The 14,101-nt window shown below is 71.7% G+C and carries 14 protein-coding genes; 6 read left to right on the top strand and 8 right to left on the bottom strand.

The annotated features are described in order from the left end of the window. Nucleotides 1-45 precede the first annotated feature (45 nt). Nucleotides 46-702: an RDD family protein gene (locus ACIBSV_RS33990; protein WP_395869947.1), complete on the bottom strand. Its 657-nt coding sequence runs from the start codon at nt 700-702 to the stop codon at nt 46-48. 236 nt (nt 703-938) lie between these two features. On the opposite strand from ACIBSV_RS33990, the gene ACIBSV_RS33985 reads away from it, so the two are divergent. The 3 genes from ACIBSV_RS33985 (at nt 939) to ACIBSV_RS33975 (ending at nt 4,478) form a co-directional block, all read left to right on the top strand. Further along, the gene (locus ACIBSV_RS33985) at nt 939-3,128 is read left to right on the top strand and encodes an FUSC family protein (RefSeq protein WP_395869945.1); all 2,190 of its coding nucleotides are present in this window, start codon (nt 939-941) and stop codon (nt 3,126-3,128) included. Further along, on the top strand, nt 3,125-3,982 hold the full coding sequence (locus tag ACIBSV_RS33980) for a bifunctional methylenetetrahydrofolate dehydrogenase/methenyltetrahydrofolate cyclohydrolase (protein ID WP_395869944.1): 858 nt from the start codon (nt 3,125-3,127) through the stop codon (nt 3,980-3,982). Before ACIBSV_RS33985 ends, ACIBSV_RS33980 begins: the two co-directional genes overlap by 4 nt. A 115-nt stretch (nt 3,983-4,097) precedes the next feature. Next, nucleotides 4,098-4,478, top strand: a complete 381-nt coding sequence (locus ACIBSV_RS33975) for a DUF3017 domain-containing protein (RefSeq protein WP_395869943.1) — start codon at nt 4,098-4,100, stop codon at nt 4,476-4,478. A gap of 129 nt (nt 4,479-4,607) precedes the next feature. Here ACIBSV_RS33975 and ACIBSV_RS33970 read toward each other — a convergent pair whose 3' ends face one another. After that, nucleotides 4,608-5,981 (bottom strand): glutamine synthetase, encoded by a 1,374-nt coding sequence (locus ACIBSV_RS33970; protein WP_395869941.1) that lies wholly within the window; start codon nt 5,979-5,981, stop codon nt 4,608-4,610. Nucleotides 5,982-6,212: 231 nt separating this feature from the next. Here ACIBSV_RS33970 and ACIBSV_RS33965 point away from each other — a divergent pair, with 231 nt between their 5' ends. Continuing rightward, the gene (locus ACIBSV_RS33965; RefSeq protein WP_395869939.1) at nt 6,213-7,202 is read left to right on the top strand and encodes a malate dehydrogenase; all 990 of its coding nucleotides are present in this window, start codon (nt 6,213-6,215) and stop codon (nt 7,200-7,202) included. Here ACIBSV_RS33965 and ACIBSV_RS33960 read toward each other — a convergent pair. Genes ACIBSV_RS33960 through ACIBSV_RS33950 form a run of 3 tightly spaced genes read right to left on the bottom strand, consistent with a single transcriptional unit; the run spans nt 7,114 to nt 8,799 of the window. Next, entirely contained in the window at nt 7,114-7,524 is a 411-nt protein-coding gene (locus ACIBSV_RS33960; RefSeq protein ID WP_395869938.1) for an Lrp/AsnC ligand binding domain-containing protein, read from the bottom strand. The genes ACIBSV_RS33965 and ACIBSV_RS33960 overlap by 89 nt on opposite strands. Then, nucleotides 7,452-7,727 carry an Lrp/AsnC family transcriptional regulator gene (locus ACIBSV_RS33955; RefSeq protein ID WP_395869936.1) on the bottom strand — a complete coding sequence of 92 codons (276 nt, stop codon included), beginning with the start codon at nt 7,725-7,727 and terminating at the stop codon, nt 7,452-7,454. Before ACIBSV_RS33955 ends, ACIBSV_RS33960 begins: the two co-directional genes overlap by 73 nt. Before the next feature lie 28 nt (nt 7,728-7,755). Further along, complete coding sequence (locus ACIBSV_RS33950) at nt 7,756-8,799, bottom strand: ADP-ribosylglycohydrolase family protein (RefSeq protein ID WP_395869934.1); 1,044 nt, start codon at nt 8,797-8,799, stop codon at nt 7,756-7,758. Nucleotides 8,800-8,948: 149 nt separating this feature from the next. Here ACIBSV_RS33950 and ACIBSV_RS33945 point away from each other — a divergent pair, with 149 nt between their 5' ends. Further along, the gene (locus ACIBSV_RS33945) at nt 8,949-9,443 is read left to right on the top strand and encodes a MarR family winged helix-turn-helix transcriptional regulator (protein WP_395869932.1); all 495 of its coding nucleotides are present in this window, start codon (nt 8,949-8,951) and stop codon (nt 9,441-9,443) included. A 731-nt stretch (nt 9,444-10,174) separates the two neighbouring features. Here ACIBSV_RS33945 and ACIBSV_RS33940 read toward each other — a convergent pair. After that, on the bottom strand, nt 10,175-11,434 hold the full coding sequence (locus ACIBSV_RS33940) for a cytochrome P450 (RefSeq protein ID WP_395869930.1): 1,260 nt from the start codon (nt 11,432-11,434) through the stop codon (nt 10,175-10,177). After that, nucleotides 11,431-11,664 carry an SCO4848 family membrane protein gene (locus ACIBSV_RS33935; protein WP_395869928.1) on the bottom strand — a complete coding sequence of 78 codons (234 nt, stop codon included), beginning with the start codon at nt 11,662-11,664 and terminating at the stop codon, nt 11,431-11,433. The genes ACIBSV_RS33940 and ACIBSV_RS33935 overlap by 4 nt, the downstream gene beginning before the upstream one ends. 236 nt (nt 11,665-11,900) lie before the next feature. On the opposite strand from ACIBSV_RS33935, the gene ACIBSV_RS33930 reads away from it, so the two are divergent. Beyond that, entirely contained in the window at nt 11,901-12,983 is a 1,083-nt protein-coding gene (locus tag ACIBSV_RS33930; RefSeq protein WP_395869926.1) for a D-alanyl-D-alanine carboxypeptidase family protein, read from the top strand. Between the two features lie 98 nt (nt 12,984-13,081). Here ACIBSV_RS33930 and ACIBSV_RS33925 read toward each other — a convergent pair whose 3' ends face one another. Further along, the gene (locus ACIBSV_RS33925) at nt 13,082-14,089 is read right to left on the bottom strand and encodes a YihY/virulence factor BrkB family protein (protein ID WP_395869925.1); all 1,008 of its coding nucleotides are present in this window, start codon (nt 14,087-14,089) and stop codon (nt 13,082-13,084) included. Nucleotides 14,090-14,101: the final 12 nt, after the last annotated feature.

The following is a 14,101-nucleotide window of genomic DNA, read 5'->3' as shown; positions in this document are numbered from 1 at the left end:
GACCCCGGTCGGGGTCGCGCCTCGCGCGTGTGCTGAGGGTGGTGCTCAGACCTTGACCACGACCGTCGAGCAGACCTTGTCCGCGAACGTCTGCTTCTTGTCGTCCCACAGCGGCCACAGCCAGCCCAGGAAGCACGCGATCGTGTCCAGGAAGTGGGCGAGACCGCGAACGAACGCCATACCGAAGCCGGTCGGCATCCCGTCGCTCTCACGCAGCACCTTGATGCCCACGGCGCGCTTGCCGATGGTCTGCCCGGTCTTGCCCTGGCGGTACAACTGCCAGAGTTGGAAGGCCAGCGAGATCAGGCCGCCGATGACGATCAGGAGGACCGGACCGGCACCGCCGTCGTACTCGGTCGTCTCGCTGCCGTCGAGGTTCTCGGTGACCGTGGTCTTGTCCATGAACCAGATGTAGCCGCCGATATAAGGTATCGAGACCGGCAAGGCGACGAGCGCGTCGACCAGCAGCCCGCCTGCCCGCCGGCCCCAGCTCGCGCACCACTCGCCGATGTTCGGCGGCGGGCCGTAGCCGGCGGGTGGACCGTAACCGGGCTGGCCGTAGCTCGGCTGGCCATAGCCCGGCTGGCCGTAGCTCGGCTGACCGTAGGCCGGCTGGCCGTAGCCGGGCTGACCGTAGCCCTGGCCTTGGCCCTCGGCACCGTAGCCGGACGGCGGGCCGTACGGACCCGGAGGTTGGGACATGCGGAACTCTCCCCTGAGAACGCGCGTACACGCGATACGCGGCGCCGATGGTTCCGGGTTTCGTCGACACGCGAACGCCGAAACGGGCCGCGATGTCGCCCCCACCGCCCGGAGCCTGTTGGAGGCGGCACCCTACACCTCGACGGTTGGCGCGCGGAAGGTCCGCGGCGGCTGCCGTGACCGGGGTCATGGTGGGGGACTTGGCATTCCGTGCGAAAGGTGCGTTGCATAGGAGGATGCAGGATCAGGCGACACCCGGACCCCAGCCGAAACGCGCACCACTCGCGTTGCCGCCGGGGCCCTCGGCGACCTCGTCCGATCCGCCGACGCTGCCGCCGTTCCCGGCGGTGCACCCGCCCGAGCTGGGTCCGCAGAACCAGATCAAGCCGCTGGTCACACTCACCGGCAAGGGCTTCACCTGGGCGTCCGGGGCACGCGCCGCACTCGGCGTGGGCATCCCGTTCGCGATCGTCACCGCGACCCTTGGCCTGGGCTACGCCACCTTCGCCGCGCTCGGCGGCTACACCGTCCTGTACGCGGCCAAGGAGCCGTACGCGCGCCGGGCGATCACCCTCGCGCTGGTGGGTCTGGGGCTGGCCCTGTCGCTGACCCTGGGTTCGCTCGCGGCCGGCACCGCGTTTTTGTACGTCCCGGTGATCACCCTGGTCGCCACCGTCGCCACCTTCCTGTGCGGCGCGTTGCAGGTGGAACGCCCGGGCGGCTACATGTTCACCCTGGTCTGCGCGATGGGCGCGTTTTTGCCGCACCAACCCGACATGGTCCCCGAACGGGCCGCGCTGGTGCTCGCGGGCGCGGCCGGCGCGTGGCTGGTGTCGATGTCCGGCTGGCTGGTGCGCCCGCGCCACCCCGAGCACATGGCGCTCGCGGCCTGTTTCGAGGCGCTCGCCGACTTCTTCGCCGCGATCGGCGACCAGCCCAGCGACGCCGCCCGACACCGCGCGTCCGAGACGGTGCACAGCGCGTGGGTGACCGTGTTGCGCGCGGACACCAAGCGCAACCGGCGTACCGGCGAGGCACGTCGGCTGCGGGTGTTGTGTCGGCGGGCGCTCGACCTGTTCCAGGCCGCGCAACTGCTCGCCGTCGAGCGCACCCGGCCGCTGCCGCCGGAGATCCCGGACACCGTGCGCGCGCTGGCCGGCGCGGTCGGCCGGCCCAAACTGGTCCCGGTCATGCCCGCGGTGCTCGCCGACACCGAGACCGCCGCCGAACGCCTCCTGCGCACGGTGCTCAAGGCCGCCGCCGAGGCGGCCGGCCGACCGGCGGTCAAGGAGGGCGAGATCATCCCCGGTCGGCGGCCCACCGCCGGCGAGCGCATGCGCGCCGCGTTCGACCGCGCGTCGCTGGTCCCGCCGACCGCGCTGCGCACCGGGCTCGGGGTCGGTTCGGCGACGCTGGCCGCCGCGCTGTTGCCGGTGGTGCACCCGGTGTGGGTGGCCATCGCGGCCGGTGCCGCGCTCCAGGGCGGCAATGTCGTGCTCGACTTCGGCCGTGTGTTGCAACGGGCGATCGGCACGCTGGTGGGCGTGGCGGTGATCGCGCTGTTCTTCCACGACCTGATGCCCAACCAGTGGCTGGTGGTGATCGCGGTCGCGCTGCTGTTCGGCGCGACGCAGACGGTGATCGCCCGCAACCTCGCCGTGGCCGCCGCGTGCGTGACCCCCGTCGGCCTCTTCCTGGCCGCCGCCGGCCAACCCGGCGCGCACGTGGGCGATCTGGCCGCCACGCGCCTGATCGACACCGTGCTGGGCCTGGCCGTCGGTCTGACCGCGAGCCTGGTGTTGTGGCCGCGCGCGTCCGCGACCCGACTGCCGCGCCAACTGGGCCGGACCATCCGCGCCGAGGGGCTGCTGCTGCGGGCCACGGTCACCGGGCAGATCGTGGACGATCGCGCGTGGGGCAGCACCCGCCGGGCGGCCCGCCGCGAACTGCTCGACCTGTGGAGCGTGTACGAGGCGGCACTGGGCGAGTTCACCGGCCGCCGACTGGACGCCGAACGGCTGTGGCCCGCGATCGTGACTGCCCAGCGGCTCGGCTACCGGCTGATGACCGCGCCCGAGACCTATCGCAGCACACCGCCCGAACCCATTCCCGAGGACGACCTGGCCCGCCTGGACGCCTATCTCAACGAACTGGCGTCGGCCGCCGAGGAGCGCCGTCCCCCGACGCCGCCCGAACTGCCGGACCTGTGGGGGCATCCGGTGCCGCGCCAACACCTCAAGCGGCTGGCCCAGGCGATCGCCCGGGCGAACGAGCCGGTGCCGACGTGGCAACTGCCCGAGTTCGTCCAGCAGCGCATCCTGGCCCCGCCGGCACGCCTTCTGCACGGGGCCCGCCGCGCGGCCGGCTCGGATACGGGACAATCTCAACGACCGGCCCGGAACCGTGGACCAGGAGACAGAACTTGAAGGCGCAGATCCTCGACGGCAAGGCCACCGCCACCGCCATCAAAGCCGAACTGGCCGTACGGGCCGAGGCCCTGAAGGCCCGAGGCATCACGCCGGGTCTGGGCACCGTGCTCGTGGGCGACGACCCCGGCAGCCACTCGTACGTGCGCGGCAAGCACCGCGACTGTGCCCAGGTGGGCATCGCGAGCATCCAGCGCAACCTGCCCGCGGACGCGACGCAGGAACAGGTCGAGGACGTGGTGCGCGAGCTCAACGCGGACCCGGCCTGTACCGGCTACATCGTCCAGCTCCCGCTGCCCAAGCACCTGGACGCCAACCGGGTCCTGGAGCTGATGGACCCGGACAAGGACGCCGACGGCCTGCACCCGATGAACCTGGGCCGGCTGGTGCTGGGTCAGGAGGCGCCGCTGCCGTGCACCCCGCGCGGCATCGTCGAACTGCTCCGCCGGCACGACATCCAGATCAACGGCGCCGAGGTGTGCGTGATCGGCCGAGGCGTCACCGTCGGCCGCCCGATCGGCCTGCTGCTCACCCGCCGCACCGAGAACGCCACGGTGACCCTGTGCCACACGGGCACCAAGGAACTGCCGTTCCACGTGCTCCAGGCGGACATCGTCATCGCCGCGGCCGGGGTGCCCGGACTGATCAGCGGCGACATGGTCAAGCCCGGCGCGGTGCTGCTCGACGTGGGCATCACCCGTACCGAGCAGGGCCTGGTCGGCGACGTGCACCCGGAGGCGTACGAGAAGGCCGCGTGGGTCGCCCCGATGCCCGGCGGGGTGGGTCCGATGACCCGCGCGATGTTGCTCACCAACGTCATCGAGGCCGCCGAGCGGCAGGTCACCAGCCTGTGATCGGACCGTGCCGGACCCGGGGCGGGGGCCGCGCGGGCACGGGCCCGCGGCGCGCGCCCGTCGCACCCGGGTCCGGCGCGGATCCGCTGCCGGCGAGATGAGAGAGGTGGGACCTGTGGCAACCGCTCGGGGGCGACGCAAGGACGGCAGGAGGAAGGAGCCGGGTACCTACCCGCCGGAGGGCGGTGCCTCGCCGGCCGGACCGGGGCCGTTGCGGGAGTGGCCCGCGATGGTGGTCTTCGGCTGCCTGCTCGCCGCGCTGCTGACCGCCGCGCTGAACGGCTTCCGGATCGCCGCGATCCTGATCGCCGGCACCTTCCTGATCGCGGCGATACTGCGGCTGTTCGTCTCCGACGTGGGCGTGCTGGCGGTCCGCAGCCGGTTCACGGACGTGGGCGTGCTGCTGTTCTTCGGCGTCGCGGTGCTGCTGCTCGGGCTGAGCATCCCCGATCCGCTCGTCGACCTGCCGTGGGTGCCCAAGCGCACCGGCTCCTAGGGGTGTCCTCGATGCCCTCGGCGTGCTCGGTCGCCCGACGGGGGATCGGGGACGCTTCCCGGGCACCGTCGGCGTCCGGCGGCGCGTCGAGGGGTCGGCTCCCGGATGTGCCGGTGGGCGGCGGGGCGGTCAGTACAGCAGGCGTGCGTCGGCCGCGATCTCGCTCGGGGTCATCCCGGCCGAGCGGGCGATCTCGGCGCGGCGGATCGCCGTGATCGCGTCGAACAGGGTCTCGCCGAGCGCCTCGCGCAGTACCGCGCTCGCCTCCAGCGCCGCCAGCGCGGCGGCCGGCGACTCCGGCAGACGGGGCACGCCGGCGACGGCCGACGGGTTGCCCGCCACCTCCACCGGCAGCCGCAGCTCGTCCTCGATGCCGGCCAGTCCGGCCGCGATCACCGTACCCACCACCAGGTAGGGATTGGCCGTCGCGTCGAAGCACTTGAGTTCGGCGTTCGCGGCGTGTTGCCGTTCGCCCGCCATCCCGGTGATCAGCCGCAGCGCCGCCTCCCGGTTCTCCAGGCCCCAGCAGCGGTACGCGCCAGCCCAGCGGTCCGGGACCAGACGAAGGTGGCCGGCCGCGCCCGGGGCGCCGATCGCCAGCAGCGCGGGCAACTCGCGCAGCACCCCGGCCAGGAACGCCTCGCCCTCGCGGGTCAGCCCCCGCGGTCCCTCGCCGCCGTGGCACAGGTTCACCCCGTCGCGCCACGGCGAGAAGTGCAGGTGCGCGCCGTTGCCGACCTCGCCGGGCAGCACGCACGGCGCGAAGGAGACCGCGTGTCCGTGCCGGGCGGCGACCGCGCGGATCGTCTCGCGCACCAGCACCGTGGTGTCCGCCGCGCCGACCGGGTCCTCCGGAGCGACGGAGACCTCCAACTGGCCCGCCGCGTACTCCGGATGCACCTGCAACACGCTCACGTCCTGGGCGGCGAGCGCGCGGATCAGCTCGCGCAGTTGATCGGATACCCGAACCATCCGGGTCATCCCGTACGCGGCCTTGTGGAACGCGGGGACGAAGGAGCCGTCCGGGGCCTCGGTGCCGGTGACCCACTCGACCTCGAAGCCCATCCGCAGCGACAACCCGCGCAGCCCGGCACGCGCGGTCATCCGCCGGGCGAAGGCACGTTGGCAGCCCGGGTAGGGCACGCCGTCCTGGGTGTACCGGTCACCCGGCGCCCAGGCCCAGCCCGGCTGCGCGGCCAGCGGGCGCAGCGCCGCCAGGTCGGGGATCAGCCGCAGATCGCCGGCCGGGCCGCCGACCAGCGAGCCGGCGGTGATCGAGTCGTCGGCGAGGAAGACGTCGAACACGGGGGAGAAGCCCACACCGTGCGTGGCGACCGCGTCCAGGCGCGAGTACGGGATCGCCTTGACCCGGGTGATGCCGGCGTTGTCGACCCAGCCGAGCACGACCGCGTCGATCGTCTCGAGCGCGGCCGGCCGCACCGGCGGCTCGAGTCGGCCGGGGGTGGGCACACAGGTCGTCTCGGGGAGGTCCGACAGGTGCATGTGGTCACCCTCCGGGTGTGGGCGGCTGCGTGGAGTCACGAACCTATCCGCCGGCTCCGCGGAAACGAAAACCGGGCGGTGCAATAGGCTTCGGGGCGAACCTCACACCCGGGGTTGGCCGAGCCGCCCCGGGGCGGGAGTAATGTGGCGGCGAAAAGTATCTCGATGCCGAGCTACCGGCGGACTGCCATCGGCGTCGGATCCCGCCGCAGCAGAGGAGACCCGCGCGCAATGTCCCGTACCCCCGTCAACGTCACCGTCACGGGCGCGGCCGGTCAGATCGGCTACGCGTTGCTGTTCCGCATCGCCTCCGGTCACCTGCTCGGTCCCGAAACCCCGGTGCGCCTGCGCCTTCTGGAGATTCCGCAGGCGGTCAAGGCCGCCGAGGGCACCGCGATGGAGCTCGACGACTGTGCGTTCCCGCTGCTTGCCGGGATCGACATCTTCGACAACCCGACCGACGGCTTCGCGGGTGCGAACGTGGCCCTGCTCGTCGGTGCCCGCCCGCGCACCGCGGGCATGGAGCGCGGCGACCTGCTGGCCGCCAACGGCGGCATCTTCAAGCCGCAGGGCGAGGCGATCAACGCCGGTGCCGCGTCCGACATCAAGGTGCTCGTGGTCGGCAACCCGGCCAACACCAACGCGCTGATCGCGCAGCAGCACGCGCCGGACGTACCGGCCGAGCGCTTCACCGCGATGACCCGCCTGGACCACAACCGCGCGCTGACCCAGCTCGCGAAGAAGACCGGCGTCGCGGTCACCGACATCGCGAAGCTGACCATCTGGGGCAACCACTCGGCCACCCAGTACCCGGACGTCTTCCACGCACAGATCGCGGGCAAGAACGCCGCCGAGGTGGTCGACGACCAGACCTGGCTCGCGGACACCTTCATCCCGACCGTCGCCAAGCGCGGCGCGGCGATCATCGAGGCGCGCGGCGCGTCCTCGGCGGCGTCCGCGGCGAACGCGGCGATCGACCACGTGCACACCTGGGTCAACGGCACCGCCGACGGCGACTGGACCTCGATGGGTGTCGTCTCGGACGGTTCCTACGACGTGCCCGAGGGCCTCATCTCGTCCTTCCCGGTGGTCTGCAAGGACGGCAAGTGGGAGATCGTCCAGGGCCTGGACATCAACGAGTTCTCCCGCGGCCGGATCGACGCCTCGGTGCGGGAGCTGGCCGAGGAGCGCGACGCGGTGCGCGAGCTGGGCCTGATCTGAACCCGAGCCGAATCCGGGTCGGGAGCCGTTCGCCGATTTCGGACGGGGCCTGGTCGGTGGTGACCAAGGGCGGGCCGAGCGGCCCGCCCTTGGTGTGTTCCGGGAGCCTGCCGAGCACGATCGTGCTGCGGGTGTCGAGCACCAGGGGTTCGTCCCGGAGCCGGTCCGACACCTCCTCCGGGTGCCGTACGTCGGTCGCGGTGGTCCGCGACACCGCGTCCATGTCGCCGGCCACGCTGTCCGCGCCGATCACCTCGGGATGCCGGCGCAGACAGGCGAGCAACTGCGCGGGAGAGGTGCGCGGCGCGCAGGAGATCCGCACGAGCGCCTCGGTGGTCCGGCCCAACGCGTGCGGATCCACCCGGCGTGGAAGCCGCGGATCACGCCGGCCTCGCGCAGTCGGTCCACCCGCCGCTCGACCGCGGGCGCCCAGAGGCCGACCTCGGCCCCGATCCCGGCGAAGCTCGCCCGGGCGTCGCGGACGTGGTGAGCCACGATCTGCTTGTCCAGGCCGTCCGGTCGCACGCCTCCATCGTGACCCCGAACGGCGAGGTTACGGGCGGGTTTGCTCGTGCCGCCCGATTCGACCGGGTTGCTGCCCGGCTCCGAACGGTTCGGCCGGCGCCGCGACCGGGAGCGGCCCGGGGCGGTAGCGGTTCCGTGGCAGTACGCCGCCGGTGTCGACCCAGGTCGGGAGCGGTTCGCGGGCGGCGAGCCAGCTGTCGGGGATGCCGCGCAGGCCCGTGCGCGACGCGACCACGCCGGCCGTGATCGCGCACGTGGTGTCCACGTCGCCCATGCCCCGTGCGGTGTCCCACAGGGCGTCCTCGAGCGCGTCGAGCCGGCGTGCCGCCGTCCACAGCGCGAACGGGACCGTGTCGGGCGCGCTCATCCGGGAGCCGTTGCCCAGCACGCTCACCGCGTGCGGGACCGAGGACGTGGCCGGCAATCGGGACGCGGTCCGAATCCCCGAGGCCACGTCGCCCTCCGGCGTGTGCCCGGCCACCTCGGTCAGGAACTCGACCGGATCCGGGGCCGGTTCGTCCCGCCCCCGGGTCGCCAGCGCCGCCGCGATCGCCACCGCGATCGCGCCCGCCGCCGCCTCCGGGTGGGCGTGCGTGGTCGCGGCCGAGCGCTCGGCCTCGGCCGCGACGTGGGCGAGTCCCGCGTCCGCGTGCCAGGCGCCCAACGGCGCGACCCGCATCGCGGTGCCGTTGCCCCACGAGCCCTGGCCCTCGAATTGACGGCGCGTCACCTCGCGCCACGGTTCACCCTCGCGGATCGCGCGCAGCACGCCGTGCATCGAGGCGCCGTAGCCGCGATGCGGGTCGGCCTCGTACGACGCGGCGAAGTGCGCGGCCAGCGCGTCCTGATCCACGTCGTCGCACAGGTGCAGGATGCGCAGCACGGACAGCGCCATCGCGGTGTCGTCCGTCCACTGCCAGAACGCGGCATCCGGCGCGATCCGGCGTGCCTGACGTTCGGTCGGGTCGGGGTGCCTGCGCCTGAGGACGAACCACTGTTCGCCGAAGGCGTCGCCCAGAGCCAGGCCATGCAGTGCACGTGCCGCGTCGGCGACGCGTCGGGTACGGTCCATACGCTCAGCCTGTCAGCCGGTCCCGAGCCGGACCAGGCATTTCCGGCGCGCCCGAAGCCGCTCGCTTCCGGGAGAAAGGTGTCGGATATTGCTCAGTCTTATCTCGATATCAAGAGGCTTGGCGTCGAACGACTCGCTAGAATGAGTTCATGAAAGACGAGGTCGATCGGCTTGTCGCGGCGTGGAAGCGGGAGCGCCCGGACCTCGACGTCGAACCCCTCGAAGTACTGAGCCGGGTCACCCGACTGGCGCGCCACCTGGACCGCGCCCGGCGTACCGCGTTCTCCGCGCGCGACCTCGAACCGTGGGAGTTCGACGTGCTCTCCGCGCTGCGTCGCGACGGTGCGCCGTATCAGCTTTCGCCCGGCCAATTGCTCACCCAGACCCTGGTGACCTCCGGGACGATGACCAATCGCATCGACCGCCTCGCCGCCAAGGGGCTGGTGTTGCGGCTGCCCGATCCCGACGATCGGCGCGGCGTGCTGGTCCGGCTGACCGACGACGGCCGCGATCGCGTCGACGCGGCGATGGCCGAGCTGCTCGACCAGGAGCGGGCCATCCTGGCCGGCCTGACGATCGAGCAACAGGCGGTCCTGGCCGGGCTTTTGCGTTCCCTTGTCGCGCCGTTCGACAACCACGCCTGAAACAAACCTCTTTGACCATTTCGTAGCCTTGATTCACTCTTAGTGATCAAATGTGTCAAGGACCCGTTGTGTGTCGGGAACGGCTCCCTGTAGACAAGTCCCTGTTGGGAAGCGGACCGCAAGGGTCCGCCTCGGGGAACAGGAGCAGGGCATGACGTCCATCATTCGCCCGGTCGGCGGAACGCGTCGCGAGCGGCGTTCGGCGTACGACCGGACCGACCGACCCACTCCCGCCGAACTCGCCGCACTGACCGGGCACGACTAGCCCCGGTCGACCGGGGCTCGGGCCGGGGGGGGTCGGCTCGGGGATCGGACTCGGGGTTCGGGCCGGGGGGTTCGGGCTCGGGGGTCGGAGGAGCCGGGAGGGGTTTCGTCAGGGGGAGCGACTCCGCACCCGATCCGTGAAGGCGTCTTGGGGAAGTAACGCCGGAGTGGGTCGGAACGCGGTTGTCGAGGAGTGACACGCCGGGGGGCGTGGGGGGTGCAGGGCACAGCGCGAACGCGGGGGACACAGGGGAAATGGGGCGGGGAACCGGGGCGGGGACGACCGGGGCGGAAAAGTGGGAGGGAAACCGGGCGGGGAAGCGCACGCAGGGGGCGATTCGGGGAGAAAGGCAGCCGGGATCACGCACGACGGCGGGCCGGTGGATGACGATCCACCGGCCCGCCGTCGACGTCGTCCATACCCGCGGCGGAGGCCATGGCGACTACGTCTTCGCATGCCTGTCCGACTACGCCTCCGGCGTGAACGTCACCGGCAGCCGTTGCAGCCCGCGCATGATCAGCCCACCCCGCCACCGCAGTTCGTCCTTCGGCAGCGCGAGTCGCACGTCCGGCAGCCGATCCAGCAACGTGCCGATCGCGATCCGGCCTTCGAGCCGGGCCAGCGGCGCGCCGATGCAGTAGTGGATGCCGTGCCCGAACGCGAGGTGCTGGTTGTCCGCGCGTGCCGGATCGAGCAGATCGGGCTCGGCGAACCGGCGCGGGTCCCGGTCGGCCGCCGCGAGTACGACGAGCACCGGTTCGCCCGCCGGGATCAGCGTCCCGCCGATCTCCACCTCGGTGGTGCTGAAGCGCCACGTGGCCACCTCGACCGGCCCGTCGTAGCGCAGCAGTTCCTCGACGGTGGGCGCGAGCAGCGTGGGGTCGGCCCGTACCGCGAGTCGCTCGGCGTCATGCGTGAGCAGCGTCAGCAGGCCGTTGCCGATCAGGTTGACCGTGGTCTCGAAGCCGGCGAAGAGCAGGATGAAGGCCATCGCGGCGGCCTCGTCCTCGGTCAGGTGTTCGCCGTGGTCGCTCGCCCGGATCAACCCCGAGATCAGGTCGTCGTCCGCGTCGGTGAGCGTCGCGCGCTTGCGATGGATCAACTCGGCGAGGTAGGTACGCATGTGCCGTACCGCCCGGGCCACCCCGCCGCGCGGCCCGGAGCCGTGCCGGATCATCATCGCGGCCCAGGTCCGGAAGTCCGCTTGATCCTCCTCGGGCACTCCGAGCAGGTCGCAGATCGCGTAGATCGGCAGCGGGAACGCGAAGTCGTGGATCAGGTCCGCCTCGCCGGTCCGGGCGAAGTCGTCGAGCAGTCGGTCCGTCAGGGCCTGGATCCGAGGCCGGAAATCCTCGGCCCGACGCGGCGTGAACGCCTTGGACACCAGTCGGCGCAGCCGGGTGTGGTCCGGCGGGTCGAGGTTGAGCAGGTGCGCGCCGACGCCCGAGCGCTGTTCGCCGGGCACCCCGACCTTGCCCTGCTTCCAGGCCGCCTCCGAGCGTCGGGGGTCCTTGCTCAGGCGCTGGTCGGCGAGGGCCTGCTTGGCGTCCGCGTACCGGGTGACCAACCAGGCCTCGACCCCGCTGGGCAGCGTGGTGCGATGCACGGGCGCGTACTCGCGCAGGTGCGCGTACGCCGGGTACGGGTCGGCGATGAACTCCCGGGAGAACAACTCGGGTCCGGCCGGCACCGCGTGCGCCGGGCAGCCCGTGGGGTCGTCGGTCACGGCTGCGGGCTCCGCGCCGCGCGCAGGCCCTTGATACCGAGCCAGCCGATCGCGTTGCCCGCCACGAACGAGACGATCGTCAGGGCCAGGTGGATCAGGAAGAACGCGGTCGCGCCGTCGTTCCAGGACCGGTCGTCCGCCCAGATGTTCTTGAGGAAGTTCGGCCACAGGATCCAACTCCAGATCCCGAACAACACCAGACAGGTGGAAACACCTCGGCCGATCCTCAACGTGAAGCACCCGTTCCTCGGTCAAAACCTCAGCAAATTTGTCCCGGTTCAGTATGCGGCGGCGCGGTCGACGGACCGCAGCCGGGGGCCGCCAGTACGCTCATCACATGTCTGATTGGTTCCGGGCTTCTCGGAAGCCGGCCGTGTTCTGCGCTGCCGCGCTCGTTTTCACGTTGGGTCTTGTCCCGGTCGCTCGGGCCGCCGGGCCCACCCCGGAACCACAACCGCCGTCACCGATGTCCGATCTCGGCGGCCCGAGGCTGGCCCAGCCGGGCGTACAGAGCGACCTGCCGCCGGGCGCACCCCCGTTGCCCGCCGTCGAGGGCTGGGCGTGGGTGGTCGCGGACGCGGACAGCGGCAAGATCCTGGCGGCGAAGAACCCGCACTGGAAACTGCCGCCGGCCAGCACGCTCAAGATGTTGTTCGCCGACACCGTGTTGCCCAAGATCGACCGCAACACCACCTACCAGGTGACGCCCGCCGACCTGCGCAACCTCGGCGAGGGCAGCAGCCTGGTCGGGATAAAGGAGAACGAGACCTACAAGGTCGAGGACCTGTGGCGCGGCGTGTTCCTGCGTTCGGGCAACGACGCGGTGCGCGTGTTGTGCGCGATGAACGGCGGCGTGCCCGCGACGGTGCAGCAGATGAACGAGCGGGCCAAGCAACTCCAGGCGGGCGACACCAATGTGGTCTCGCCGGACGGCTACGACGCACCCGGGCAGGTCTCCAGCGCGTACGACCTCGCGCTGTTCGCCCGCGAGGGGCTCAAGAACAACGACTTCCGCTCCTACGCGAGCACCAGGGTCGCCGACTTCCCGGGCGTGGCGGGGGCCAAGTTCCAGATCCAGAACACCAATACGATGCTCGGCCAGTATCCCGGCATGATCGGCGTCAAGAACGGCTACACCACCAACGCCGGCAACACGTTCGTCGGCGGTGCGCAGCGCGGTGGGAAAACCCTGCTGGTGAGCCTCATGCACGTCGAGGGCAAGGGCAAGACCTACGAGGACACCGGCAAGTTGCTCGACTGGGGCTTCGCCGCGCTGGCCCAGGCGAAGCCGATCGGCGCGCTGGTCGACCCGTTGTCGAGTCCGGGCGACAAGGGTGACAAGAAGGACAAGGGCTCGAAGCCGACCGATGCCAAGGCGGGCGATGCCAAGACCACGCAGGCGGCGTCCTCGTCGGACGACGGCGGATTCGCCTGGGGGCTGTGGGCGGGCATAGGGGTGCCGGCGGCCCTCGTGCTGGGCGGCGGCGTGTTGTTCGCCCTTCGGCGGCGCGAGGGGGATTCGGGCGTTCGGTTCGAGAATTTGCCGTAGGTGTCGGTGGGCTCGGATCGGCCTCGAACGCCGGCCCGGCTGATGGTGCTCGGCCCGGGACGGGTGGCCCCGAGCGTCGGCCGGGCCGGGCGGTGGGTTCAGGGGCGCTTTCGGGTGAAGCGCTCCAGCAGGATGCCGAGTGCGGCGGTGCCGGCGATCGCGAGGCCGTAGGTGCGGGCCGGGTGCGCCTGCTTCCCGCCGTAGCGGGTCAGTTCCAACGGCGGTTCGGCCGCGGCCTTCTCGGCGGCGGCCTCGGCGTTCTCCTCGACCTCCGCGGCCTCTTGCGCGTTGGCCGTCCACGCCGCGCAGAACAGCAGCAGCCGGGTCACGAAGTAGATCCACAGGAGCAGCGCGACCGGCACCCCGAACGCTCCGTACGCGCTCTTGCCCGCGACGCCCGCGATGTACGAGGACACCAGCAGCTTCAACAGTTCGAAGCCGATCGCGCCGATCAGCGCGCCCTTGAGCGCGACCGACCGGCCCATGGTCAGCCGGGGCATGCCGACCAGCAGGTACACGAACAGCACCACACTCGCGCCGACCGCGACCGCGAACGCGGCGATCTGGAGCAGGATCCGGCCGACCGGCTGGTGTTCGAGCCCGATCGAGTCGGAGACCTCCCGGATCACGATGGTCGCGAACGTGGACGCGCCCACCGACAGCGCGAGTGCCAGCCCCAAACCGATCAGGACACCCACGTCGGCGATCTTGCGCACGACCGCGTTGCCGGGTTCCTCGTCCATGTCCCAGAGCGCCCGGATGGACGAGCGGGTCGCGTCCACCCACCCGGTCCCCGACACGAGCAGCACCGCGCCGCCGATCGCCCCGACCGCGCCGGCGTTGCGCACCAGCGCGTCCAGGTCGAGCTTGTCCGCGATGCCGGGGATCTGCTCGGAGATCTTGTTCTGCATGCGCTGGACCTGGGACGGGTCGAGCGCGGCGGCCACCACCGCCGCCGCCAGCGTGATCAGCGGGAACAGCGACAGGAACCCGTAGTAGGTCACCGCCGCGGCCAGCCGATTGCCCTGCCGATCGCCATAACGCGAATACGCCCGCCAGGTGGGGCCGATGACCGGGATCCGGCCGAGTCGTTCCTTGATCGCCACGGCTGACTGCTG

It is taken from the genome of Embleya sp. NPDC050154 (assembly GCF_044460165.1).
In the GTDB taxonomy this organism is placed as follows: Bacteria; Actinomycetota; Actinomycetes; order Streptomycetales; family Streptomycetaceae; genus Embleya.
The sequence above is the reverse complement of the archived record's forward strand: the minus strand, read 5'-3'. Positions and strand labels throughout refer to the sequence as shown.

Excerpts from the sequence above, each read along its gene's own strand:
- ACIBSV_RS33990 (WP_395869947.1), bottom strand. The coding sequence starts at position 702 with ATGTCCCAACCTCCGGGTCCGTACGGCCCGCCGTCCGGCTACGGTGCC.
- ACIBSV_RS33985 (WP_395869945.1), top strand. The coding sequence starts at position 939 with ATGCAGGATCAGGCGACACCCGGACCCCAGCCGAAACGCGCACCACTC.
- ACIBSV_RS33970 (WP_395869941.1), bottom strand. The coding sequence starts at position 5,981 with ATGCACCTGTCGGACCTCCCCGAGACGACCTGTGTGCCCACCCCCGGC.
- ACIBSV_RS33965 (WP_395869939.1), top strand. The coding sequence starts at position 6,213 with ATGTCCCGTACCCCCGTCAACGTCACCGTCACGGGCGCGGCCGGTCAG.
- ACIBSV_RS33950 (WP_395869934.1), bottom strand. The coding sequence starts at position 8,799 with ATGGACCGTACCCGACGCGTCGCCGACGCGGCACGTGCACTGCATGGC.
- ACIBSV_RS33945 (WP_395869932.1), top strand. The coding sequence starts at position 8,949 with ATGAAAGACGAGGTCGATCGGCTTGTCGCGGCGTGGAAGCGGGAGCGC.
- ACIBSV_RS33930 (WP_395869926.1), top strand. The coding sequence starts at position 11,901 with ATGTCCGATCTCGGCGGCCCGAGGCTGGCCCAGCCGGGCGTACAGAGC.